At 66.8% G+C, this 22,588-nt stretch carries 22 protein-coding genes; 12 read left to right on the top strand and 10 right to left on the bottom strand.

Going from position 1 to position 22,588, the window contains the following annotated elements; all coding sequences use genetic code 11:
* Window positions 1-12 precede the first annotated feature (12 nt).
* On the bottom strand, window positions 13-336 hold the full coding sequence (locus tag LK409_RS10665) for a hypothetical protein (RefSeq protein ID WP_010928584.1): 324 nt from the start codon (window positions 334-336) through the stop codon (window positions 13-15).
* A gap of 35 nt (window positions 337-371) precedes the next feature.
* On the opposite strand from LK409_RS10665, the gene LK409_RS10660 reads away from it, so the two are divergent.
* Window positions 372-977: an HD-GYP domain-containing protein gene (locus LK409_RS10660; protein WP_010928583.1), complete on the top strand. Its 606-nt coding sequence runs from the start codon at window positions 372-374 to the stop codon at window positions 975-977.
* 165 nt (window positions 978-1,142) lie between these two features.
* On the top strand, window positions 1,143-2,570 hold the full coding sequence (locus LK409_RS10655) for a diguanylate cyclase (protein ID WP_010928582.1): 1,428 nt from the start codon (window positions 1,143-1,145) through the stop codon (window positions 2,568-2,570).
* Between the two features lie 14 nt (window positions 2,571-2,584).
* On the opposite strand, the gene LK409_RS10650 is transcribed toward LK409_RS10655, so the two are convergent.
* The 3 genes from LK409_RS10650 to LK409_RS10640 all read right to left on the bottom strand — a co-directional run bounded on the left by LK409_RS10650 (window position 2,585) and on the right by LK409_RS10640 (window position 5,139).
* Complete coding sequence (locus LK409_RS10650; RefSeq protein WP_003813004.1) at window positions 2,585-3,232, bottom strand: isochorismatase family protein; 648 nt, start codon at window positions 3,230-3,232, stop codon at window positions 2,585-2,587.
* An 81-nt stretch (window positions 3,233-3,313) separates the two neighbouring features.
* A complete protein-coding gene (locus LK409_RS10645) occupies window positions 3,314-4,390 on the bottom strand; it encodes an AI-2E family transporter (RefSeq protein WP_010928581.1) in 1,077 nt (358 codons plus the stop codon).
* A gap of 44 nt (window positions 4,391-4,434) precedes the next feature.
* A complete protein-coding gene (locus tag LK409_RS10640; protein ID WP_226376544.1) occupies window positions 4,435-5,139 on the bottom strand; it encodes a DUF3053 domain-containing protein in 705 nt (234 codons plus the stop codon).
* Between the two features lie 610 nt (window positions 5,140-5,749).
* Between LK409_RS10640 and LK409_RS10635 the strand changes: the two genes are divergently transcribed.
* From LK409_RS10635 to LK409_RS10625, 3 genes are all read left to right on the top strand, one after another.
* On the top strand, window positions 5,750-6,031 hold the full coding sequence (locus LK409_RS10635) for a hypothetical protein (protein WP_003813010.1): 282 nt from the start codon (window positions 5,750-5,752) through the stop codon (window positions 6,029-6,031).
* A gap of 61 nt (window positions 6,032-6,092) precedes the next feature.
* A complete protein-coding gene (locus tag LK409_RS10630; RefSeq protein WP_003813013.1) occupies window positions 6,093-6,788 on the top strand; it encodes a cytochrome b/b6 domain-containing protein in 696 nt (231 codons plus the stop codon).
* A 140-nt stretch (window positions 6,789-6,928) separates the two neighbouring features.
* Window positions 6,929-8,149 carry an ISL3-like element IS1001 family transposase gene (locus LK409_RS10625; RefSeq protein ID WP_010927279.1) on the top strand — a complete coding sequence of 407 codons (1,221 nt, stop codon included), beginning with the start codon at window positions 6,929-6,931 and terminating at the stop codon, window positions 8,147-8,149.
* Between the two features lie 38 nt (window positions 8,150-8,187).
* Here LK409_RS10625 and LK409_RS10620 read toward each other — a convergent pair whose 3' ends face one another.
* Together LK409_RS10620 and purB are read right to left on the bottom strand one after the other, a co-directional pair.
* Complete coding sequence (locus tag LK409_RS10620; protein WP_003813017.1) at window positions 8,188-8,646, bottom strand: c-type cytochrome; 459 nt, start codon at window positions 8,644-8,646, stop codon at window positions 8,188-8,190.
* 62 nt (window positions 8,647-8,708) lie between these two features.
* Window positions 8,709-10,085 (bottom strand): adenylosuccinate lyase, encoded by a 1,377-nt coding sequence (purB, locus tag LK409_RS10615; RefSeq protein WP_041937216.1) that lies wholly within the window; start codon window positions 10,083-10,085, stop codon window positions 8,709-8,711.
* A gap of 159 nt (window positions 10,086-10,244) precedes the next feature.
* Between purB and LK409_RS10610 the strand changes: the two genes are divergently transcribed.
* Entirely contained in the window at window positions 10,245-10,856 is a 612-nt protein-coding gene (locus tag LK409_RS10610; protein WP_033470747.1) for a glutathione S-transferase, read from the top strand.
* A 97-nt stretch (window positions 10,857-10,953) separates the two neighbouring features.
* Here LK409_RS10610 and LK409_RS10605 read toward each other — a convergent pair whose 3' ends face one another.
* The 3 genes from LK409_RS10605 to LK409_RS10595 form a co-directional block, all read right to left on the bottom strand.
* Window positions 10,954-11,772 (bottom strand): sulfite exporter TauE/SafE family protein, encoded by an 819-nt coding sequence (locus LK409_RS10605; RefSeq protein ID WP_003813022.1) that lies wholly within the window; start codon window positions 11,770-11,772, stop codon window positions 10,954-10,956.
* Between the two features lie 100 nt (window positions 11,773-11,872).
* Window positions 11,873-12,988 carry a tRNA 2-thiouridine(34) synthase MnmA gene (gene mnmA / locus LK409_RS10600; protein WP_010928578.1) on the bottom strand — a complete coding sequence of 372 codons (1,116 nt, stop codon included), beginning with the start codon at window positions 12,986-12,988 and terminating at the stop codon, window positions 11,873-11,875.
* Between the two features lie 12 nt (window positions 12,989-13,000).
* Window positions 13,001-13,921, bottom strand: a complete 921-nt coding sequence (locus LK409_RS10595) for a LysR substrate-binding domain-containing protein (RefSeq protein ID WP_010928577.1) — start codon at window positions 13,919-13,921, stop codon at window positions 13,001-13,003.
* 171 nt (window positions 13,922-14,092) lie between these two features.
* Between LK409_RS10595 and LK409_RS10590 the strand changes: the two genes are divergently transcribed.
* The 5 genes from LK409_RS10590 to LK409_RS10570 all read left to right on the top strand — a co-directional run bounded on the left by LK409_RS10590 (window position 14,093) and on the right by LK409_RS10570 (window position 19,138).
* A complete protein-coding gene (locus tag LK409_RS10590) occupies window positions 14,093-15,079 on the top strand; it encodes a Bug family tripartite tricarboxylate transporter substrate binding protein (protein WP_003813030.1) in 987 nt (328 codons plus the stop codon).
* Between the two features lie 58 nt (window positions 15,080-15,137).
* Entirely contained in the window at window positions 15,138-16,013 is an 876-nt protein-coding gene (locus tag LK409_RS10585) for an N-formylglutamate amidohydrolase (protein WP_010928576.1), read from the top strand.
* Between the two features lie 254 nt (window positions 16,014-16,267).
* Complete coding sequence (locus LK409_RS10580) at window positions 16,268-17,386, top strand: Re/Si-specific NAD(P)(+) transhydrogenase subunit alpha (protein ID WP_003813035.1); 1,119 nt, start codon at window positions 16,268-16,270, stop codon at window positions 17,384-17,386.
* A gap of 1 nt (window position 17,387) precedes the next feature.
* Window positions 17,388-17,705, top strand: coding sequence for an NAD(P) transhydrogenase subunit alpha (locus tag LK409_RS10575; protein WP_003813037.1), 318 nt, complete (start codon window positions 17,388-17,390; stop codon window positions 17,703-17,705).
* The gene (locus LK409_RS10570) at window positions 17,702-19,138 is read left to right on the top strand and encodes an NAD(P)(+) transhydrogenase (Re/Si-specific) subunit beta (protein ID WP_003813039.1); all 1,437 of its coding nucleotides are present in this window, start codon (window positions 17,702-17,704) and stop codon (window positions 19,136-19,138) included. The genes LK409_RS10575 and LK409_RS10570 overlap by 4 nt, the downstream gene beginning before the upstream one ends.
* A gap of 43 nt (window positions 19,139-19,181) precedes the next feature.
* Here the strand turns inward: LK409_RS10570 and LK409_RS10565 are convergent, their stop codons facing one another.
* Window positions 19,182-20,198 (bottom strand): helix-turn-helix transcriptional regulator, encoded by a 1,017-nt coding sequence (locus LK409_RS10565; protein ID WP_041937408.1) that lies wholly within the window; start codon window positions 20,196-20,198, stop codon window positions 19,182-19,184.
* A 175-nt stretch (window positions 20,199-20,373) separates the two neighbouring features.
* Between LK409_RS10565 and LK409_RS10560 the strand changes: the two genes are divergently transcribed.
* Window positions 20,374-22,587: a TonB-dependent siderophore receptor gene (locus LK409_RS10560; protein ID WP_010928574.1), complete on the top strand. Its 2,214-nt coding sequence runs from the start codon at window positions 20,374-20,376 to the stop codon at window positions 22,585-22,587.
* The last annotated feature ends 1 nt before the right edge of the window (window position 22,588 follow it).

Below are 22,588 nucleotides of genomic sequence, written 5' to 3'. Positions count from 1 at the left end.
CCTCGCCGTCGCTCACTGCGCGCCCGTATCGCGGCACACCGCGGCAATGACACGCCGTTGCTCGGCGGCCAGTGTCTCGATCTTCGCGCGCCTGAGCGCCATCTCGCCCGTATCGCCCGCCTGCTTGGCGACGCGATAGGCGTGGTAGTTGGCGAAGATCTCCTCCATGAGGCCCAGGGCTGCTAGCGAATTGATGTTGACGTCGGTCTGCATGTTCAGAACTGCCCGGCCAGGGCAGCGCCATGAATGGAATTCCAGGAGGCTGCGCCAGTCTACCGCCGCGGCCGGCGCGCCATTCGTGGGGACTGAGGCGGCTTTGGCCGTCAATTTGGCCATTGCGGCAAGCACCACTTCGATCAGAAACACGAGTCATGCAAACTGAATCATTGCCGCGCTCCGAAGCCGATACGCGCGCCTGCCGCGCCCTGGCTGCCGCGCTGCGCGCACGCGACCCCAGCACTGCCATACACAGCGGACGCGTCGCGGCGCTGGCCGGGGAACTGGGCCGGGCATACGGGCTGGATGGCATGGCGATACGCCGCCTGGAACTGGGCGCGAGCCTGCACGACATCGGCAAGCTGGGCGTGGCCGATCGCGTCCTGCATCATCCGGGCCGCCTGCTGGGCGAAGACTGGACCCACATGCAGGAACACAGCGTGCTGGGCGAGCGCATCATCGCGGCAACCGGGCTGGACGACGGCGCGGCGATCGGCCGCATCGTCAGGCACCATCACGAGCACTACGACGGATCGGGCTATCCCGACGGGCTGGCCGGCGAGGCCATACCGCTCGAGGCGCGCCTGATCGCGCTGGTCGACGCCTATGACGCGATTACCGCGCACCGCCCCTACCGCTCCCCGGTTCCGCATGACCGCACCATGGCCATGCTGGAAGCCGAGCAAGGCGCGCGCACCGATCCGCAAGCGTTCACCATCTTTGCGCGCATGATCGAGCGCAGCCAGTGGCGCGCGGGCTGAGCGCCCGCCAAGACCCCGAAACCGCCGAAGTATTACCCAGTCTTGCCTATTGATGCCCTGCGCGCCCTATCGTGGACATATTCGGCGCCAGGGCCGCGCAGGGCGACTTTTAACCGTAACGGCGGACTACAATCTACTGTGGACCACCCCCCTGCTGGATACAACTTGAAGCCTTCGCCTGAAATCCTGGCCCTGCGCTGGAAAGACACTTGCGCGCATTATTCGCCCCATGAATGGGTTGCCGCCCGGAACGTCGTCACGGCGAACAAAGCGGCGCTGGCCGATTATTTCTACGAGTGCATGCTGGCCGATCCCAACGCGGCCTTCTTCCTGTCCGACCAGTTGGTCAAGACCAAGCTGCATGCCTCCATGCAGGATTGGCTGGAGTCGGTGTACGCCGCCGCCCCCACCGAGGAATACGAGCGGACCGTGGCTTTCCAGCGCAAGGTCGGCGAAGTGCACGCGCGCATCGACATCCCGGTCCACCTGGTGATGCGCGGCGCGTGCGCGCTGATCCGCAGGATCTGCGAACTGCTGGATCGCGATGCCAGCCTGTCGGCCGCGCAGGCGGCCGCGACATGCCGCTACGTCGCGGATGTCACCATGACCGCGGTCGAGATGATGTGCCATGCCTACTCGGTGTCGCACGACCGCAATGCGCGCGCCGAGGAAGGCTACCGGCTGCTGGCCTTGTCGCAGAACGTCGGGGCCGAGCGGGAGCGCCAGCGCGCCGCCCTGCTCGACTGGGAGAACCAGTTGATGTTCGGCCTGTCGGTCGGCAAGCCATGGGACGAGCTGCCCCCCATACGCAAATCCGAATTCGGCCTGTGGTTCATCCACAAGGCGGCGCACGCCTTCGAAGGCGCGGCCGAAAGCCGCAGCGTGTCGAGCCAGCTCCAGCACATCGACCAGTTGCTGGCCGATGCGCAGCAGACCCAACCGCCGCCCGACCAGCGCCTGGCCATCCTGCACAGCGTGCGCGATGCCACCAAGGCCATCGGCTTTCTGATCGACGGCCTGTTCGAACAGGCGGGCAACCTGGAGTCGGGCCGCGATACGCTGACCCGGCTGCTCAATCGCAAGTACCTGCACGTGGTGCTGAGCAAGGAAGTGGCGTATGCGCGCAAGACCGGCGTACCCCTGTCGGTGCTGGTGGCCGACATCGATTACTTCAAGTCGATCAATGACGCCCACGGACACGACGCGGGCGACTTCGTGCTGCAGCAAGTGGCATCCCTGATTGCCTCGTACAGCCGCGGCGGCGATTACACCTTCCGTCTCGGCGGCGAGGAGTTCCTGGTGGTACTGGTCGATGCGGACGGCACGCAGGCGCTGAACGTGGCCGAGGCCTTGCGCCGCCGCATCCAGGAAAAGGCGACCGTGCTGCCCGATGGCGGCGAAGTGCGGCTGACGCTGAGCATCGGGGTGGCGGCCCACGACAGGCATCCCGACTACCAGCGGCTGCTCAAGCGCGCCGACCAGGCCCTGTACGCGGCCAAGCCCGGCGGCCGCAACCGCTGCGTGCTGGCCAATGCCGGGCCGGCCGAACCGTCGCAACGCCCGGACGCCGTGTCGCAGTCCGGCCAGCACTAGCGCGGCGCGCTTCGTCAGCGGCCGGCGCGCACCAGCACGCCGGCATGCGGCACGGTGCGCACCCCGGCCTGGCTCAGCTCCCGCCTGGCCTGTTCGCACGTCGCGGCGGCAATGCCGCGGCACGCCGCCAGATTGACCACGACCTCCAGCCCGGCGCGACGCAGCTGCAGGGCCGTCACCTTGACGCAGTAATCCAGCGCCAGGCCGCCCACCAGCACGCAGCGCACGTCGCGCGCGCGCAGGAACTCGATGACGCCGGTCGGCTGCCGCTCGGCCAGGTCGTGGTAACAAGACCCGTACGGATGCATGTCGGGCTCCACGCCTTTCCAGACGAAGAAATCGTAGGCGGCCGGCGCCGGCAAGCCGTCGAGCAACTCGAAGCCGCGCGTGCCCGGCACGCAGTGCATGTTCCAGCGCACGTCGACGTTGGCGCCCGCCACCGGGCTGAACATGGGTTGATCGGCCGTCGCCCGCCAGATGGCGTGAGGGCTGTGCGCATCTTTCGATCCCAGTCGCAGATCCGCGTGCGCCGCCTGGGCGTTGAGTTCAGGGACGATCGCGTGCCCGTCGGGCACCGGCAGTTCATCCGGGCAAAGCGGCGTGAAACTCTTTTGTGCATCCACGTCGAACGACGCGATCAGCCCGTCGACAGGCAGCTTCATGGCAAGTGCGGCGCGTGGCGCCGCCCCATTGCTGGACACAGGGCAATTTTCGCACCCGCCCGGCGGCGCGGGCAAGCCCGGCTAGGGCCGCGCGGCGCCATCTCCGGCCGTGTCGTCGGGCGGCGAGAACAGGTCCCAGCAAGCCACGAACAGCGCCGCGATCAGCGGCCCGATCACGAAGCCGTTCAGGCCGAACAGCGCCATGCCGCCCAGCGTCGAGATCAGCACGACGTAATCGGGCAGCTTGGTGTCCTTGCCGACCAGCAAGGGACGCAGGACGTTGTCGACCATGCCGATCACCAGCACGCCGAACAGGATCAACACCACGCCCTGCCAGATCGCGCCCGTCAGCAGGAAATACACCGCCACCGGCGCCCAGATCAGGCCGGCGCCGATAGCCGGCAACAAGGACAGAAAGGCCATGATCACGCCCCACAGCAGCGCGCCCTGTATGCCCAGCACCGAGAACATCACGCCACCCAGCGCGCCCTGCGCGGCCGCCACGACGATATTGCCCTTGACCGTGGCGCGGATCACCGTGGTGAACTTGCGAAACAGGTGCTGCTTGTGATGCTCGTCCAGCGGGACCGCGCGGCGCAGCCGGCGCGACAGCTGCGAACCATCGCGCAACAGGAAGAACAGCAGGTACAGCATGACGCCGAAGCCGATCAGGAACTGGAAGGTATCCTGCCCGATGTTGAACGCCTGGGTGGCGATGAACTGGCTGGCCTGCATCATGCCGGCCGTCAGTTTTTCCTGGATGCTGCCCAGGTCGGCGAGGTCGAAGCGCGCCAGCACGTCGTGCACCGTGGGCGGCAGGGCATCGATGGCCTGCTGCAGGTAGGCGCCGAAATTCAGGTTGCCGCTCTTGAGCCGCTGATACAGATTGGCGCCTTCCTGGACCAGCGAACCGGTGATGAAGATCAGCGGGATGATGACCACCAGCAGGACCATCAACAGCGTGAGCAAGGCGGCCAGATTGCGCCGCGGCGCCAGGCGCACGGCGATACGGCGGTGGACCGGCGCGAAGATGATGGCCAGGATGGCGCCCCAGAACACGGCGCCGTAGAAAGGCCACAGCAACCAGGCGAAGGCGATCGTCACCACGATGAGCAGCCCGACGAACGCCCTGCTGTTGAAAAGACTCGATTGGCTCATGTTCCATCCCGGAAGCGGCCTGGCCGCACGAGGCGCTATTGTACTCAGGGCGCCTGGCGAGCCGGTCCCGCCAGGCCATTGAGCAAGGCCTGCGCCTGCGAAACCTGGTCGGAGCGGCCATCGAGCGCCTGCAGCAGTACATTGAGCTCGCTGCGCACCGAGGGATCGCGCACCTGGGTCAGCGGACCATCGGTATCGACCTGATCGCGATGGCGCGCAACGAACCCGGCCACGCGCCGCGCATCCTCCACGGCGGGTTCGAGCAGGCCGGATATCCGCGCCAAGGCCTGTGCCGGCGCCGTGACGCTGTGTTCATAGGCGCGCGCGTAGGCGTTGCGCAGGTCGGGAGGCTGCTCCATCCCGGCGCGCGCGGCGTCGGCGGCGGCGCGCGCCTGTTCGAGCCCGGTGCGCGCGGCCGCCAAGCGCTCGGCCAGCCTGTCCCAGCCGTCCTGGCGTGCGACGATCTCGTCGACCGAATGCAGCCGCAGCGCCTGCAGCGCCGCCTGCTGCGCCGCCAACGCTTCGCGCACGGCGGCGTGCGCCGCTTCCATCGGCTCGTACTGCGCCTCGTAGTCGCCCAGGGCCTTGCGCGTGGGCGGGTCGGGCGGCGCGGCCACGACGCCCGCCTGCGGCGCGGCCACTTGTTCCAGATACGCGATGAAGGCCGCGCGCTCCTCTGGCTCGCGATTCACGCATCCGGCCAGCGCAAGCACGACGGCCAGCGCCGGCAATCCCCATCCAAACCGCATAAACCTCCCTTCCAGCACCCATGCGGCGCCACTGCGCATTGCCGGCATTATCGGGCTGGCATCCGGAAAACTCCCCTGGAGCAGGCACTTTGTTGCCATCGAAGCGATCTGTGACAGGCGCCTGCGACAGGTTCTTGACAAACAAAATTCCATGCACTAGAATACTTAGTTATTCATGCTTGCCCATAACGCCGTATATCATCATATGGCAGCAACATGGCCGATCCGGTCATGTGCGCACAGGCAAGCCGTCGGCCCCCTCATATCAGAACACGCCTGGCGTGGCCGACCCGAAACCGCAAGCCCGCGCTTTACGCCTTACGGCTTGCTACAAACCCATCGCTGCCCTGCCCTGAACGCAGGGAACCCTGGCACCACCCTTGGTGTCCAACGCTGTGTGTGTCATCCGGCAACGCCATTGGCCTGCCCACGGCACGCACTTCGAGCATCGGGATACAGCCGGTCCCCGCCGGCCTCTCCGGGTCCTTGCGATCCGCCGCCCCATGCTCCCGGCGCCACGCATGCCGCGCATGCATGTTCGCCGTACCAGGCAAGACCGCTCTTGCGGCCTTGCGCACATTCCATAACTAGAACTCGAAAGAGGAAAAACATGAACCAACTGTTTGACACCAACCACCTGATCCGCCGTCCCACGCAAACCAAGCTGGACGACACTCCCATCCACGTCGGCGACGTCGTGCATCTGCAACTGGCCGACGGCCCGGTCATCCGGGCGCGCGTGATCTACAACGCGCCGATCAACGGCACCACGACGTACACGACCGAACTGATCCGCTGCGCCGGCGACGACAAGGCCAGCCACGGCCAACGCATCCGTTTCCGCCACGAGCACGTGCATCGCATCGAGTCGGTGCGCGGCCTGACCCACTGAAGCGGCGCGGCCGGCGCGCCGTGCTAAAGTTGGCTGCGTCCGTGCCCTACGCCGTCTTGCCATGCAGCCAACCGCAACCTCCGTTCGCATCTGGGACTTGCCCACGCGACTGTTCCATTGGGCCTTTGCGGCCGCCGTCATCGGCGCGCTGGTCACCGTCAAGCTGGGCGGGCTGTACATGGACTGGCACGTCCGGTTCGGCCTGACCGCGCTGGGCCTGGTCCTGTTTCGCCTGATCTGGGGCTTCGTCGGCCCGCGCCACGCGCGCTTTGCCACGTTCGTGCGCGGTCCCGGCGCGATGCTTGCCTACCTGCGCGGCCGCGCCGCCGACCATGCCGGCCACAATCCGCTCGGCGCCCTGTCGGTGCTGGCCATGCTGGCCGTCATCGGAGTCCAGGCCGCGACCGGCCTGTTCGCCAGCGACGACATCATGATCCAGGGCCCGCTGTACGGCCACGTCAGCGAGGCAACCGCCAACACCCTTACCGGCCTGCACCAGGCCAACGAATGGATCATCTTTGGCCTGCTGGGCGCGCATCTGCTGGCCATCGCGTGGTACTCGGCGGTGCGCCGCCGGGCGCTGGTGCGCGCCATGATCACCGGCAACGCGCCGGCTGCCCAGCTGCCGCCCGCCACGCCAGCCTCGCAGGACGGCCCGGCCATCTGGCTGCGCGCCGCCGTGGTGGGCGCCTGTTGCGCGGCGCTCGTGCTGTGGATACAGGCGCAGGCCGTCGCCGTCGACATGTCGTTCTCCTAGCGCGGGCAAGCGCCGGAACGAACGAAAAAAAACCGGTCGCGCGACCGGTTTTTTTTTGGTTCATCGCGCAATAGCGTGGAGGGGTTTGGCAAGTTTTCGTATTCTTGACGGCAGGTATTTGCCATCAGGAGTGCAGGGAGATGCTGGATCGCAAGTTGCTGGAGTCGCTGGGAGGCTGGCAGGGCTATGGCGTCGAACGCGTGGAATGGCCCGAAGACCCAGGGCGCACGCTGTCGATCTATTTGAAGCCAACGGCCAAGGTGATGCTGTGCGAGCAGTGCGGCGCGCGGTGTCGCCAGGTGCATGAGACCACGGTTCGACGGGTGCGAGATCTGCCGTTATTCGAGTATCGGGTCGTTCTGCACGTGCCGCGCCGACGCTTGTGGTGTGAGCAATGCGGCGGCCCGCGCCTGGAGCGGCTTGCCTGGCTGGGGCGATATCAACGGGTGACGGATCGGCTGGCGCAGGCCTGCAGCCAATTGCTGCAATCGAGCAACGTGCAGGCGGTGGCGAGGTTCTTCGAGCTGGGTTGGCATACCGTCAAGACGCTGGACAAGGCTCGGCTGCGTGCGTCGGTGCGCGAACCGGATTGGTCCAAGATCGAGTATTTGGCGATGGACGAGTTTGCCCTGCACAAAGGGCATCGCTACGCGACAGTGGTGGTCGATCCGATCGGCAGGCAGGTGCTGTGGATTGGCCCAGGACGCTCACGCGAGACGGCCCGGGCGTTCTTCGAACAATTGCCGCCTGGGGCCGCCCAACGCATCAAGGCCGTTGCCATCGACATGACCACCGCCTACGAGTTGGAGATCCAGGCCCACAGCCCACAGGCGGAGATCGTCTATGACTTGTTCCATGTCGTGGCCAAGTATGGACGAGAGGTCATTGATCGGGTGCGCGTGGATCAGGCCAATCAACTACGCCAGGATCGTCCCGCACGCAGGATCATCAAATCGAGTCGCTGGCTGCTGCTGCGCAACCGTGACAACCTGGATCGGCAGCAGGCCGTCCGGCTCGACGAATTGCTGCAAGCCAACCAGCCGCTGCTGACGGTCTATGTCCTGCGTGACGAACTCAAACGGCTCTGGTTCTACCAAAGACCTGCCTGGGCAAGACAAGCCTGGAACCACTGGTACGAGCAGGCCGAGCAAAGCGGAATAGCCGCCTTGAACACCTTCGCTCAGCGCTTGAAAGGCTATCTGCACGGCATCCTGGCCAGATGCCGACATCCCCTGAACACCAGCATTGTCGAGGGCATCAACAACACTATCAAGGTCATCAAGCGGCGCGCTTACGGCTACCGCGACCAGGAATACTTCTTCCTCAAAATCCGTGCCGCCTTCCCCGGCAATGCGCGATGAACCTTTTTTTGCCTTGCGGGCGCGGGCGGCGCGCCGCCTTACTTCTTCTTGCGGAACGAATCGTGGCAAGCCTTGCAGCTGGCGCCCACGTCGCCGAACGCCGCCCGCACCTTGTCGTAATCGCCCGCATCGGCCGCGGCCGACAGCTTGGCCACATTGTCGGCCAGGCGCTGCTGTTTCTGCTTGAAGTCCTCGGCGTCGCTCCAGACCGCCGGCAAGGCATCGCCGCCCTCGGTGCCCGGGCCGAACGCCGCCCACGGCAGCGTCGACAGCGTCTTGAAGATATCCACGTTGGCCTTGATCTGCGCCGCATCGTAGGGTGCCTGGCCGCGCATGACCGGCTGCATGCGGCCAAAGTGCGATGCCATCAGCGTGAGGGCCGATTGGCGGTATTTGATCGCGTCCTGGGGCTTGGCGAACTGGGCCGCGGCCGGCGACGACCAGAGCGGCGCCAGCATCGTACAGACCACCGCGGCAACAATGGACAGTTTTTTCATCGGGCAAACTCCTTGTGGATGGGCAACGGCCGGCCGCCTCGCGCGCCGGCCGGATAGCCGGACTATACCGCCCGCGCCAGTTGCGCGGCCAGGCCGATATACGAGCGCGGCGTCATCGCCAGCAGGCGGGCCTTGGGCTCGTCGGGCAGCGCCAGGCCGCCGATGAATTCGCGCAAGGCCTCTTCGGTAATGCCCTTGCCGCGCGTGAGCGCCTTGAGCTGCTCGTACGGCTGCGGCAGGCCGTAGCGGCGCATGACCGTCTGCACCGGCTCGGCCAGCACTTCCCAGCACGCATCGATGTCGGCGTCGATCGCCGCGGCGTTGACTTCCAGCTTGTTCAGCCCGCGCAGGCAGGCATCCCAGGCGACCAGCGCATAGCCCAGGCCCACGCCCAGGTTGCGCAACACCGTCGAATCGGTCAGGTCGCGCTGCCAGCGCGAAACCGGCAGCTTCTCGGACAGATGGCGCAGCACGGCATTGGCCAGACCCAGGTTGCCCTCGGAGTTCTCGAAATCGATCGGGTTGACCTTGTGCGGCATGGTCGAGGAGCCGACCTCGCCCTCCTTCAGGCGCTGCTTGAAGTAGCCCAGGGCCACGTAGCCCCAGATGTCGCGGTCCAGGTCCAGCACGATGACGTTGGCGCGCGCCACGGCGTCGGACAGCGCCGCCATCCAGTCGTGCGGTTCGATCTGGATGGTATGGCGGTTCTGGGTCAGGCCCAGGCCGGCCAGCACATTGCGGCTGAAGGCGGGCCAGTCGATTTCCGGGTACGCCGACAGATGCGCGTTGTAGTTGCCCGTGGCGCCATTGAGCTTGGCCAGCGGCTCGACCGCCTCGATGGCGGCCACGGCGCGCTGCAGGCGCGCCGCCACGTTGGCGAACTCCTTGCCCAGCGTGGTCGGACTGGCGGGCTGGCCGTGCGTGCGCGACAGCATGGGCTGGTCGGCATGCGTCCGGGCCAGTTCGTTCAGCTTGGCCAGCACCTGGTTGAGCTGCGGCACGACGACTTCGGCGCGCGCACGCGTGAGCATGAGCGCATGCGAAGTATTGTTGATGTCTTCGGAGGTGCACGCGAAATGGATGAACTCGGCGGCACGCGCCAATTCGGCATCGTCGGCCACCTGTTCTTTCAGCCAGTACTCGACCGCCTTGACATCGTGATTGGTCACGCGCTCGATGTCCTTGATGCGGGCGGCGTCGGCCTCGGAAAAATTGCGCACCAGCGCGGCCAGGCGCTCGCGCGCGGCGGCCGGGAACGCCGGCAGCTCGGGCAGGCCCGCATCGGACAACGCAACGAGCCAGGCCACCTCGACCTCGACGCGATGCGCCATGAACCCGGCCTCGGACAGCAGCCCCCGCAGCGCCCCGGCGCGCGACGCATAGCGTCCATCCAGTGGCGAAAGAGCATTAAGTTGGGTAAGCTGGTCGGCAATCTGCATGTCGGTGTAAGAAGGAAGCGGTTGTAAGCCGGGCGATTTTACCATTCGCCCTCTCTGTAACATATGTGGCAAATGCGCTGCGATCCGGCGCGCGCACGCCGATTCGAGAGCGGGCGCCCTGCTATACTTCGCCCGCTTCGACTACGCCTTTGTGACTCCATGAAACTGATCGGCTCACTTACCAGTCCTTACGTCCGCAAAGTGCGGGTCGTTATGGCAGAAAAGAAGCTGGACTACCAGCTCGAGCTGGAGAACGTCTGGTCGCCTGATTCGCAGGTACAGAAGTACAACCCGCTGGGCAAGGTACCCTGCCTCGTCATGGAAGACGGCGGCGCGCTGTTCGATTCGCGCGTGATCGTCGAATACCTCGATACCCTGTCTCCGGTGGCGCGGCTGATTCCGCAGCCGCGCCGCGAACGCGCGGCCGTCAAGTGCTGGGAAGCCATCGCCGACGGCCTGCTCGACGCCTGCGTCACCGTCGTGCGCGAACGCCTGCGCCCGGCCGCGCAGCAAAGCCCCGAATGGATCGAGCGCCAGTACGGCAAGGTGCGCGCCAGCCTGGACGCCATGGACCACAGCCTGGGCGAAAACGCCCACTGCATGGGCGTGAACTACAGCCTGGCCGACATCGCCGTGGGCTGCGCGCTGGGCTATCTGGACTTGCGCTTTGCGGACCTGGACTGGCGCGCCGATCACGCCAACCTGGCCCGCCTGTATGAAAAGCTGTCGGCACGCCCATCCTTCGTCGACAGCATGCCGCCGACCGCCTGACCGGACCGGCGCGCAATGAAAAAGGCGGCTCGCATGAGCCGCCTTTTTCATTGCCGGCCACCCTGGCCGCCGACCGGCGCCAGGATGCCATGGGCCGTCAAACCATGAACGCCTGCCATGCCTTGGTCAGCATGTAGGCCGCCAGGGCGAACAGCAGCGTGGCGAACACCCGCTTCAGCGTGCCCACCGGCAGGCGATGCGCCATGCGCGCGCCCAGGGGCGCGGTCAGCACGCTGGTGGCCACCAGCGCCAGCAGGGCCGGCCAGTAGATGTATCCCAGCATGCCGGGCCGCGTCACGCTTTCGTTCAGGCCCGAGATGACATAGCCCACGCTGTTGGCCAGCGCGATGGGAAAGCCGAGCGCGGCCGAGGTCGACACCGCCGTGTGCAGCGCCACGTTGCACCAGACCATGAACGGCACCGACAGGAAGCCCCCGCCCGCCCCGACGAGACCCGACAGAAAGCCGATACCGGCGCCGGCGGCGCTGGTGCCGACGATGCCCGGCATCTGGCGGCTTGCCTTGGGTTTCTTGCTGCGCAGCATGTTCCAGCCCGAATAACCCACGAACAGGGCGAAGAACAACGACAGCCAGGCGGTGCTCAGCGCCGCGAACACCGCGCCGCCCGACAGCAGGCCGCCGATGATGATGCCCGGCGCCATGGCCCACACAATGCTCCACTGGATCGTGCCGCGCTTCTGGTGGGCCCGCACGCTGGACACCGAGGTGAACAGGATGGAGGTCATCGACGTGGCGATGGCCGCATGCACCACCAGGTCGCCCGGCATGCCTTGCCAGGCGAACAACATCGTCAGGAACGGCACCAGCAACATGCCCCCGCCTATGCCCAGCAGCCCGGCGGCAAAGCCGACCACGGCGCCGAGCGCCAGCAGGCAAATCAACATCACTACATCCACGACAGACTCCTCTTTCCCAGGTTTATGAAACCGCTGTGGCGGCCGCGGCCGCGGCCACCGCGAGACCGGCGCGCCTCCCCTGGCGCGCCGGCCCGTATGTTCAGATGATGATGCCGCCCCCGAGGCAGACCTCGCCGTCGTACAGCACGGCCGACTGCCCCGGCGTGACCGCCCATTGGGCCTGCTCGAATGCCAGCGCGAAGCGCTCGCCGCCCGCCTGGTCCAGCCGGCATGCCGCATCGACCTGGCGATAGCGCGTCTTGGCGCCGTAGGCGCCGGCCGCGGGCGGCTCACCGGCGATCCAGCTCGCGTCCTGCGCCTGCAGCTGCGCCGACAGCAGCCATGGATGGTCGTGCCCCTGCACGACGTACAGCACGTTGCGCGCCAGGTCCTTGCGCGCCGCGTACCAGGCCTCGGCCGTGCCGTCGTCGCGCTGGCGCCCCTTGACCCCGCCCACGCCCAGTCCCTTGCGCTGGCCCAGCGTATAGAACGACAACCCATGGTGGGTGCCGACCCGCTGGCCCTCGGGCGTCAGGATGGGCCCGGGTTCGCTCGGCAGGTAGCGATTGAGGAACTCGCGGAACGGCCGCTCGCCGATGAAGCAGATGCCGGTCGAGTCCTTCTTGGCCGCGTTGTGCAGCCCGATCTCGTGGGCGATGCGCCGCACCTCGGTCTTGCGCAGTTCACCCAGCGGAAACAGGGTGCGCGCCAGCTGCGCCTGGTTGAGGCGATGCAGGAAATAGCTCTGGTCCTTGGTGTCGTCCAGGGCCTTGAGCAACTGGTGGCGCGGCCCGGCCGGCGTCTCGACGGTGCGCACCCGGGCATAGTGCCCGGTGGCGATATGCTCGGCGCCCAGCGCCATGGCGTGGTCCAGGAAGGCCTTGAACTTGATCTCGGCGTTGCACAGCACGTCGGGATTGGGCGTGCGGCCGGCCGAGTACTCGCGCAGGAACTCGGCGAACACCCGGTCCTTGTATTCGGCGGCAAAATTGACGTATTCGAACTCGACGCCGACCAGGTCGGCGACGCTAGCCGCGTCCAGCAGGTCCTGGCGCGTCGAGCAGTATTCGGAATCGTCGTCGTCTTCCCAGTTCTTCATGAACAGGCCGACGACCTCATAGCCCTGCTGCTTGAGCAGCCAGGCGGTCACCGATGAGTCGACGCCGCCCGACATGCCGACGACAACGCGGCCTTTGCGGGTAGGATTGGATGGCATGATGCGGCTATTTTAGACGGCCGCGGCCAACTGGTCCGGCCGCGGCTCGGCCTCGCTCGATACCTCCATCAGCCAACCCCGGAACGCCTGCAAGGTCGGCGAGCTGGCCTTCTGCTCCGGATAGCACAGGTAGTACCCCTGGCGGGCGCGGATCGGCAGCTGGATCGGCACGTGCAGCTTGCCGTCGCGCAGCTCGTCCTCGATCAGGCAGCGCGGTATCAGCGCCACGCCGAAACCGGCTGCGGCGGCCTGCGACAGCAGCGAATATTGGTCGAAGCGCGCGCCTTCCAGGCTGCGCCGCGTATCGCAGCCGGCTTGCTCGAACCATTCGCGCCACCCCTCCATCGCCGAGGTGTGGTGCAGCAAGGGATACGCCAGCAGGTCGGCCGCGTCCTGGCAGCCGCCGGGCACCAGGCGCTCGCTGCACACGGGCACGACGTCGCGCCCCACGATGTAGTCGGCGCCGCTGCCGGGCCAGATGCCTTCGCCAAAGCGCACCGCCGCATCCAGTTCCGGCGTGGAAAAATCGTAGCCCTGGCGATGCGGCAGGAATTCGACATGAATGTCCGGCCGCAGGCGGCGAAACGCCGCCAGGCGAGGGATCAGCCAGCGGGCCCCGAAGGTGAGCATCGCGGTCAGGTGCAGCGTGCCGCCGCGCCCCTGGTGGGCAATCAGCTCCAGCGTGGCCGCTTCGATCTGCCCCAGGCCGGCGCGGATCTTCTTCAGATAACTGCGGCCGGCCTCGGTCAGCACCAGGCCTTGCCTGATCCGCAGGAATAGTTCGACGCCGACAAACTCCTCAAGATGTTTCACCTGTTTGCTCACGGCGCCCTGGGTCACGCACAATTCCTGTGCGGCGCGAGTGAAACTGTTGTGCCTTGCGGCGACTTCAAAAGCCTGCAGATCGGTCAGGGACGGGCAAAAACGGCGCATGAAAAAAGGGGCCGATTCAGGTTTTATGACAAACCAGCCATGAGTAAAAGGAATAGCTTACGGAGAATCTTTCGTTTGCGCAAACCAGATACCCCTTACAGAATGACGCAGTCTGCGCCAAGAACCACAAAGTTCGCGCACTGATCTAAACATCTTCCTACAGGGGAAACCATGCAACGTCGTAATGTCATCCTGGGCCTGTCCCTCGCCGCGATCCTGGCCGCCCCGCTGGCCGCCGGCGTCGCGCACGCCCAAGACGCCTATCCCAACAAGCCGATCCGCCTGATCGTTCCCTTCCCGCCCGGCGGCACCACCGACATCGTGGGCCGCCTGTTCGCCGACAAGCTGAGCAAGGAACTGGGCCAGACCGTCGTGGTGGAAAACCGCGGCGGCGCCGGCGGCTCGATCGGCAGCGCCTTCGTGGCCAGCAGCGTCCCCGACGGCTACGTGCTGGGCATCGCGACGGTGAGCACGCACGGCATCAACCCGGCCATCTACACCAACCTGCCGTTCGACGCCGAGAAGGATTTCACGCCGATCTCCAATCTGGCGGCCGTGCCCAACATCATGGTGGTCAACCCCAAGGTGCCGGCCAAGAACATCGAAGACTTCATCAAGCTGGCCAAGAGCCAGCCCGGCAAGCTGACCTATGCGTCGGCCGGCAACGGTTCGGTCTCGCACATGATGGGCGAAATGTTCAAGATGGCCTCGGGCACCGACCTGATGCACGTGCCCTACCGCGGCGTGGGCCCGGCGCTGAACGACACCCTGGCCGGCCAGGTCGACGTGCTGTATGACAACCTGCCGTCGTCGCTGCCGCACGTGCAGTCGGGCGCCCTGGTGCCGCTGGCCGTGGCCGCGCCGCAGCGCGTCGCGGCCCTGCCCAACGTGCCGACCTTCGCCGAGGCCGGCCTGCAACCCGTCAACGACTCGTCGTGGTTCGGCCTGGTCGCGCCGGCCAAGGTGCCGCAGCCTGTCATCGACAAGCTGTACGCCGCTGTCGTGAAGGTCAGCGCAGAGGACGACGTCAAGAAGCGCCTGGAAGGCCTGGGTGCCGCGCCCGTGGCCAACACGCCCGCCGAATACGCCAAGCAGATTTCCGAGGAAATCGCCAAGAACAAGCGTATCGCCAAAGAAGCCAACGTGAAGATCGACTAAGCGCGCTCACCCCCCCGCCCGCGCGGCGGGGGGCCGATTCCAGCACCTGCACTCATATATGTTTATTACCCAGCCTCTGTCCTACCGACTCGACCTGCCGACCGAATATCCCCACGCGCAATCGTCCGCTCCCCTGGTGCTGGATTCCCCGCACAGCGGCGCGGCCTACCCGCCGGATTTCGCGCCGTCGGTGTCGGCCGGCGCGCTGCGCACGGCGGAGGACACCTGGGTCGACGATCTGTGGGGCGATGCGGTCGGGCTGGGCGTGCCGCTGATCGCCGCCAGCTTCCCGCGCAGCTACATCGACGCCAACCGCGCCGTCGATGAAATCGATCCGCTGCTGCTTGCGCAGCCGTGGCCCGAGGCCATCAACGAGTCGCCCAAGGTGAAACTGGGCAAGGGCCTGGTGTGGCGCATGCTGGACGACGGCACGCCGCTGTACGACCGCAAGCTGTCGGTCGACGAGGTGCGCCATCGCATCGAGGCCTGCTGGAAGCCGTATCATCGCGCCCTGGGCGCAGTCCTGGACCAGGCACATGCCCGCTTTGGCAAGGTCTGGCACATCAATTGCCATTCGATGCCCAGCGTGGCGGGCGCCTTCGCGACCGACCAGCCGGGTCTGGTGCACCCCGACTTCGTGCTCGGCGACCGCGACGGCTCGACCAGCGACTCCGCCTTCCGCGAGTTCGTCGCCGCGTGGCTGCGCGAGCGCGGCTACGACGTATCGGTCAACGACCCGTACAAGGGCGTGGAACTGGTGCGCGCCTTCGGCCGCCCGGCCGATGGCCGCCACAGCCTGCAGATCGAGATCAACCGCAAGCTGTACATGGACGAAGTCTCGCTGCGGCCCAACGACAACTATCCGCGCCTGAAGGCGCACCTGCGCGAGCTGACCGCCGCGCTGGTTGACTGGACGCGCGCGCAGGCGGCCTGACGCCGGACGTCTGCGCACTCGTGCATGGCGGGCTTGCGCCCGCCATGCAGCCGCCCCGTTGGACGACCACGCCAGCGGGGCTTTTTTTCGCCGGCCGCGCGGCTGGACGGCGCGGGAGCACGCCTCGCGGCGCGTGGCGCTTTTCCTCTTCCCCTGCCATCAACGCGTCGCAAGGACGCCACCGGCTGCCCCGATACCGGCGCCCTGTGAGGATTCGTGTATAACTACGGCGAACCTTCGGAGGAGAAGCGTCAATGCAAATCGGGGTACCTAAAGAAACCCGGGATGGGGAAACCCGCGTCGCGGCAACGCCAGAGACCGTCAAGAAGTACATAGGCGGCAAACACAGCGTGATCGTCGAACGCGGAGCAGGCGTGGCCGCGCATTACCCGGACAGCGCCTATGAGGAGGCCGGCGCCACGCTGGGCACGGCCGAAACCGCACTGGGTTGCGAGCTGGTGCTGAAAGTCCGCGCGCCGGCCGACAACGAACTGCCGCACATGAAACGCGGTGCGGTGCTCGCCGGCATGCTCGATCCGTTCGATGCCGACGGCCTGCAACGCCTGGCCGCCGCGGGGCTGACCGCCTTCGCGCTGGAAGCGGCGCCGCGCATCACCCGCGCGCAAAGCCTGGACGTGCTGTCATCGCAGGCCAACCTGGCCGGCTACAAGGCGGTACTGCTGGCGGCCAACTACTACGGCAGGCTGCTGCCCATGATGATGACCGCCGCCGGCACGCTGAAGGCGGCCCGCGTGGTCGTGCTGGGCGCCGGGGTGGCGGGCCTGCAGGCCATCGCCACCGCGCGCCGCCTGGGCGCCGTGGTCGAGGCCTCGGACGTGCGTCCGGCCGCCAAGGAGCAGATCGAGTCGCTGGGCGCCAAGTTCATCGACGTTCCGTTCGAGACCGATGAAGAGCGCGAAATCGCGCAGGGTGTCGGCGGCTACGCCCGTCCCATGCCCCCGGCATGGATGGCCCGGCAGGCCGAACTGGTCGCCCAGCGCTGCAAGCAGGCCGATATCGTCATCACCACCGCGCTGATCCCCGGCCGCCCGGCGCCCACGCTGCTGACGGCCGAAACCGTGCAGGCCATGAAGCCCGGATCGGTCGTGGTCGACCTGGCGGTCGAGCGCGGCGGCAACTGCCCGCTGACGCAAAAAGGCCTGGTGGCCGACCACCACGGCGTTACCCTGGTCGGCCTGACCAATCTGCCCGGAATGTTGCCCACCGACGCATCGGCGCTGTATGCGCGCAACCTGCTGGATTTCCTCAAACTCATCGTCGATGCCGAAGGCGCGCTGGCCATACGGCGCGATGACGAAATCGTCACGGCCTGCCTGATGTGCGAAGGCGGCCAGGTTACCCGGAGGTCATAAGATGGAAAGCATCAGCCCTACCCTGATCAATCTGATCATCTTCGTGCTGGCCATCTATGTCGGCTACCACGTGGTCTGGAATGTCACCCCCGCGCTGCATACGCCGCTGATGGCGGTCACCAACGCGATCTCGGCCATCATCATCGTCGGCGCCATGCTGGCCGCCGCGCTCACCGAGGGCGGACTGGCGCGCACCATGGGCGTCGTCGCCGTCGCCCTGGCGGCGGTCAATGTATTTGGCGGCTTCCTGGTCACCCGGCGCATGCTGGAGATGTTCAAGAAGAAGGAACGCAAGCCCGGCGCGGAGGGTGCGCAATGATTTCGTTGAACCTGGTTACGCTGTTCTACCTGATCGCCTCGGTCTGCTTCATCCAGGCGCTCAAGGGCCTGTCACACCCCACCACGTCGAGGCTGGGCAATACCTTCGGCATGGTCGGCATGGCCATCGCGGTCCTGACCACGGCGGCGCTCATCATCGCGCTGGCGCGCGACGGCGCCGGCCCCGGCCTGGGCTGGGTGCTGCTGGGCCTGCTGATCGGCGGCAGCGCCGGCACCCTGATGGCCAAGCGCGTCGAAATGACCAAGATGCCCGAGCTGGTGGCCTTCATGCACAGCATGATCGGCCTGGCCGCCGTGGCCATCGCGGTCGCGGTGGTGGCCGAGCCGCATGCCTTCGGCATCGCCACGGCCGGCGGGCTGATACCCACCGGCAACCGCCTGGAGCTGTTCATCGGCACCTTCGTGGGCGCCATCACTTTCTCCGGGTCGGTCATTGCGTTCGGCAAGCTGTCGGGCAAGTACAAGTTCCGGTTGTTCCAGGGAGCGCCGGTCGTGTTTCCCGGCCAGCACCTGCTCAACCTGGCGCTGGCCTTGCTGATGCTGGGCTGCGGCCTGTGGTTCATGGCCACCCAGGCCTGGCCGCCTTTCGTCATCATGACGGTACTGGCGTTCGCGCTGGGCGTGTTGATCATCATCCCCATCGGCGGCGCCGACATGCCCGTCGTGGTATCGATGCTCAACAGCTATTCGGGATGGGCGGCCGCCGGCATCGGGTTCTCGCTGAACAACCCCATGCTGATCATCGCCGGCTCGCTGGTGGGCTCTTCGGGCGCGATTCTCTCGTACATCATGTGCAAGGCGATGAACCGCTCGTTCTTCAACGTGCTGCTGGGCGGGTTCGGCGGCCAGGCGGGCACGGCCGCCGCGGCCGGTGACGGCCAGCAGCGCAGCGTGAAGTCGGGCAGCGCCGACGACGCGTCGTTCCTGATGGCCAACGCCGAAAGCGTGGTCATCGTGCCGGGCTACGGCCTGGCCGTGGCGCGCGCCCAGCACGCGCTCAAGGAACTGGCCACCAAGCTGGGCGAAAAAGGCGTGCAGGTGAAATACGCCATCCATCCGGTGGCCGGCCGCATGCCTGGCCACATGAACGTGCTGCTGGCCGAGGCCGAGGTGCCCTACGACCAGGTGTTCGAGATGGACGACATCAACGGCGAATTCGGCCAGACCGACGTCGTGCTGGTGCTCGGCGCCAACGACGTGGTCAACCCGGCGGCCAAGAACGACCCTGCCTCGCCGATTGCCGGCATGCCCATCCTCGAGGCCTACAAGGCCCGCACCGTCATCGTCAACAAGCGTTCGATGGCCGCGGGTTACGCCGGCCTGGACAACGAGCTGTTCTACATGGACCGCACGATGATGGTGTTCGGCGACGCCAAGAAGGTGCTGGAAGACATGGTCAAGGCCGTGGAATAAGGCACGGGGCCGGTGCGGCGCATGGCGCCGCGCCGGGGCCCGCCTAACCGCGCGCGCGCAATTGCCCTGGCGTCACGCCAAAGGCGCGCCGGAAGGCCGTGGCGAAATTGGCCGCACTGGTATAGCCGGCCAGGCAGGCGGCCTGGGCCACGCTCAGGCCGTCGCGCTCCAGCCCCAGCCGCGCACGCGTCAGGCGCGCGCCGCGCAGGCACTCGAACACCGTCATGCCCCATGCGGCGCGAAAATGACGCTGCAGCGTATTGACGCTCAGGCAGGCATGGCGGGCGATTTCTTCCAGGCTCCAGGCATCGGCCTCGCCGCTTTCCAGCAGTTCCCGTATCCGCGCCATGCGCAGGAAATCGCGCCGGGCCAGTCCGCCGCGCCCGGCCTGCGGCGCCGCGCCGGCCCCGGCCTCCAGGCCGTCGAAGCCCTCGACCAGCAGATCCAGCGCACGCGACTCCAGGTATAGGCGCCACAGCGCCGGCGCCAGCGCCGGCGGGCGCAGCATCTGCTCGGCCAGCGTGATCGCCTGGGCCGATGCCGGCCAGCAATGCATGGCCAGATGGCGCTGGGCAAACGCCGCCAATGCCGCGCCGTCGGCGCCCAGGCGCCGCGCCAGCCAGTCGTGGCTGAATGCAAGGCTGACCGTGCGCTCGATGTCGCCGCGGCGCGACTGGCGCGCGAACGTCGCCGGCGCGGCGACCGCCACCAGGGCGCCCTGCACCCCGTCGCCGCCCTGCGGGCCGCGCGGCAGGCGGCAATGGCCGATGGAGACGTCGGCGCTCCCGCCTATGGTCAGCGCCAGGCGCAGGCCGGGCTTGAGTTCGGCGCGCACGGCGGCGCCCTGCAGATCGCGGATATCGACCCGGTGCACCACCACGCCGGGCGCCACCTCGCTGGTATCGAACACGCCCTGGAAAACCGGCCGCTCCTTGCCGGGCACCGACAGGTAGTAGCGCGCGGCGCTGTGGCGCGACAGATCGATCAGCGTCTGGCCCGCCACCAGGGCGGCGCCGGCGCCGGCGCCGCCGCGCGGTGCGCGTGGAGGAGTCTGGGTCATGAATGAATGGCGATAGTGCAAAGGCTTATGGCGCGTGCCGAAACCTTTGCCGGGATCTTCTCTGACAGAATCATGAACGCCAAATCTTATTAGAAATCATTCCCAATCGCAAACAGGCCCGATACATGGCTGGCCGCCATGCGGACGGGCCCGCGCACGCACACGGAGAAGCCGCATGTCCACCCCCCGATTCGCGCTGCATTACGCCAGCGCGTCAGTCCTGCTGGCCGCATCCGGCCTGGCCATGGCGCAGACGGCCACCCAGATCCACGATCCGTCGCAGGTGCAGCAGATGGCGACGGTGCAGGTGCTGGGCACGGCCGAAGAGGAAATCAAGGAGTCGCTGGGCGTCTCGGTCATCACCGCCGAGGAGATCGCCCGCCGCCCGCCCACCAATGACCTGTCCGACCTGATCCGCCGCGAACCCGGCGTCAACCTGACCGGCAACAGCGCCAGCGGCGCGCGGGGCAACAGCCGCCAGGTCGACATCCGCGGCATGGGCCCCGAGAACACCCTCATCCTGATCGACGGCAAGCCCGTCACCTCGCGCAATGCGGTGCGCTATGGCTGGAACGGCGACCGGGACACGCGCGGCGACACCAACTGGGTGCCCGCCGAGGAAGTCGAGCGCATCGAAGTGATCCGCGGCCCGGCCGCCGCCCGCTACGGTTCCGGGGCGATGGGCGGCGTGGTCAACATCATCACCAAGCGCCCCGCCGATCGCGCCACCGGCTCCATCACCTACTACACGAACCAGCCGGAAGACAGCCGCGAGGGCAACACCAACCGCGTCAATGCGCGCATCAGCGCGCCGATCAGCGACACGCTGAGCATGCGGCTGTACGGCAACTACAACAAGACCAATCCGGATGCCCGCGACATCAACGCCGGCCACGCGAACACCAGCGACAACGGCAACCCCTCGACCGCCGGACGCGAGGGCGTCATCAACCAGGACCTGAGCGCGCTGTTCTCGTGGAAAGCCGACAGCCGCAACACCGTGGACCTGGACATGGGCTTCAGCCGGCAGGGCAACCTGTTCGCCGGCGACACCATGAACAACGCCAACAGCGACTTCTCGGACAGCCTGTACGGCAAGGAAACCAATGCGATGTACCGCGAGAACTATGCGCTGACGCACCGCGGCGTCTACGACTGGGGCACCTCGCGCGCCAGCGTCGGCTATGACTACACGCGCAACGCGCGCCAGCGCGAAGGCCTGGCCGGCGGCCCCGAGGGCGCGCCCACCGCGGGCGGCTACGACACCGCGCGCCTGAAGAACTGGCGCGCCGCGGCCGAGGCCAGCGTGCCGTTCCATCTCGGTTTCGAGCAGGTCGCCACGGTCGGCGTGGAATGGCTGCGCGAATCGCTGGAAGACCCCGCCGGCACGCGCCAGACCTATACCGGCGGCGCCATCGGCGGCACGGCCCCGGCCGACCGCGACCCGAAATCGCGCCAGACCAGCTCTGCGCTGTTCGCCGAGGACAACATCGAGATCGACGAGCGCACCATGCTCACGCCCGGCGTGCGCCTGGACCACAACAGCGAATTCGGCAGCAACTGGAGTCCCAGCCTGAACGCCTCGTACGCCGTCACCGACGCGCTCAAGCTCAAGGGTGGCATCGCGCGCGCCTACAAGGCGCCCAACCTCTACCAATCCAACCCCAACTACCTGCTGTACAGCCGCGGCAATGGCTGCCTGGCCTCGCAGGCCAACACCAACGGCTGCTATCTGGTCGGCAACGAGGACCTCTCGCCGGAAACCAGCGTCAACAAGGAAATCGGCTTCGAGTACGACCCGGGCACGTGGCGCACCAGCATGGCCTATTTCCGCAACGACTACCGCAACAAGATCGTCGCCGGCACCGACGTCCAGTACCGCCTGGCCAATGGCGCCCGGGTGCTGCAATGGACCAACAGCGGCAAGGCCGTGGTCGAAGGGCTGGAAGGCAACCTGTTCATTCCGCTGGCCAGCAATCTCGACTGGAACACCAACTTCACCTACATGATCCAGTCCAAGGAAAAGGCTACCGGCGAACCCTTGAGCGTGATTCCCGAATACACCATCAACAGCACGCTGGACTGGTTCTACACGCCGCAGCTGTCGTTCCAGGCCAATCTCACCTATTACGGCAAGCAGGAAGGCCCGTCCACCAATGTACGCACCGGCGTCGAACTGAACGGCGACGGCCGCCAGACCATCAGTCCGTATGCCCTGGCGGGCCTGAGCATGGGCTACGAAGTCAACCGGAACCTGAAGTTCCGCGTCGGCGTGAGCAACCTGTTCGACAAGCAGCTGTACCGCGAAGGCAATGCCAGCAGCGCGGGCGCGGCCACCTACAACGAACCGGGGCGCGCCTATTACGCCACGGCGACGGTGTCGTTCTGAC

Source organism: Bordetella parapertussis (genome assembly GCF_020735925.1).
Lineage (GTDB): Bacteria > Pseudomonadota > Gammaproteobacteria > Burkholderiales > Burkholderiaceae_B > Bordetella > Bordetella pertussis.
The sequence above is the reverse complement of the archived record's forward strand: the minus strand, read 5'-3'. Positions and strand labels throughout refer to the sequence as shown.

What these genes read in the sequence shown, in the direction of transcription:
- LK409_RS10665 (WP_010928584.1), bottom strand. Translation starts at nt 336, where the DNA reads ATGGCCAAATTGACGGCCAAAGCCGCCTCAGTCCCCACGAATGGCGCG.
- LK409_RS10660 (WP_010928583.1), top strand. Translation starts at nt 372, where the DNA reads ATGCAAACTGAATCATTGCCGCGCTCCGAAGCCGATACGCGCGCCTGC.
- LK409_RS10650 (WP_003813004.1), bottom strand. Translation starts at nt 3,232, where the DNA reads ATGAAGCTGCCTGTCGACGGGCTGATCGCGTCGTTCGACGTGGATGCA.
- LK409_RS10645 (WP_010928581.1), bottom strand. Translation starts at nt 4,390, where the DNA reads ATGAGCCAATCGAGTCTTTTCAACAGCAGGGCGTTCGTCGGGCTGCTC.
- LK409_RS10640 (WP_226376544.1), bottom strand. Translation starts at nt 5,139, where the DNA reads ATGCGGTTTGGATGGGGATTGCCGGCGCTGGCCGTCGTGCTTGCGCTG.
- LK409_RS10635 (WP_003813010.1), top strand. Translation starts at nt 5,750, where the DNA reads ATGAACCAACTGTTTGACACCAACCACCTGATCCGCCGTCCCACGCAA.
- LK409_RS10630 (WP_003813013.1), top strand. Translation starts at nt 6,093, where the DNA reads ATGCAGCCAACCGCAACCTCCGTTCGCATCTGGGACTTGCCCACGCGA.
- LK409_RS10625 (WP_010927279.1), top strand. Translation starts at nt 6,929, where the DNA reads ATGCTGGATCGCAAGTTGCTGGAGTCGCTGGGAGGCTGGCAGGGCTAT.
- LK409_RS10620 (WP_003813017.1), bottom strand. Translation starts at nt 8,646, where the DNA reads ATGAAAAAACTGTCCATTGTTGCCGCGGTGGTCTGTACGATGCTGGCG.
- purB (WP_041937216.1), bottom strand. Translation starts at nt 10,085, where the DNA reads ATGCAGATTGCCGACCAGCTTACCCAACTTAATGCTCTTTCGCCACTG.
- LK409_RS10610 (WP_033470747.1), top strand. Translation starts at nt 10,245, where the DNA reads ATGAAACTGATCGGCTCACTTACCAGTCCTTACGTCCGCAAAGTGCGG.
- mnmA (WP_010928578.1), bottom strand. Translation starts at nt 12,988, where the DNA reads ATGCCATCCAATCCTACCCGCAAAGGCCGCGTTGTCGTCGGCATGTCG.
- LK409_RS10595 (WP_010928577.1), bottom strand. Translation starts at nt 13,921, where the DNA reads ATGCGCCGTTTTTGCCCGTCCCTGACCGATCTGCAGGCTTTTGAAGTC.
- LK409_RS10590 (WP_003813030.1), top strand. Translation starts at nt 14,093, where the DNA reads ATGCAACGTCGTAATGTCATCCTGGGCCTGTCCCTCGCCGCGATCCTG.
- LK409_RS10585 (WP_010928576.1), top strand. Translation starts at nt 15,138, where the DNA reads ATGTTTATTACCCAGCCTCTGTCCTACCGACTCGACCTGCCGACCGAA.
- LK409_RS10580 (WP_003813035.1), top strand. Translation starts at nt 16,268, where the DNA reads ATGCAAATCGGGGTACCTAAAGAAACCCGGGATGGGGAAACCCGCGTC.
- LK409_RS10575 (WP_003813037.1), top strand. Translation starts at nt 17,388, where the DNA reads ATGGAAAGCATCAGCCCTACCCTGATCAATCTGATCATCTTCGTGCTG.
- LK409_RS10570 (WP_003813039.1), top strand. Translation starts at nt 17,702, where the DNA reads ATGATTTCGTTGAACCTGGTTACGCTGTTCTACCTGATCGCCTCGGTC.
- LK409_RS10565 (WP_041937408.1), bottom strand. Translation starts at nt 20,198, where the DNA reads ATGACCCAGACTCCTCCACGCGCACCGCGCGGCGGCGCCGGCGCCGGC.
- LK409_RS10560 (WP_010928574.1), top strand. Translation starts at nt 20,374, where the DNA reads ATGTCCACCCCCCGATTCGCGCTGCATTACGCCAGCGCGTCAGTCCTG.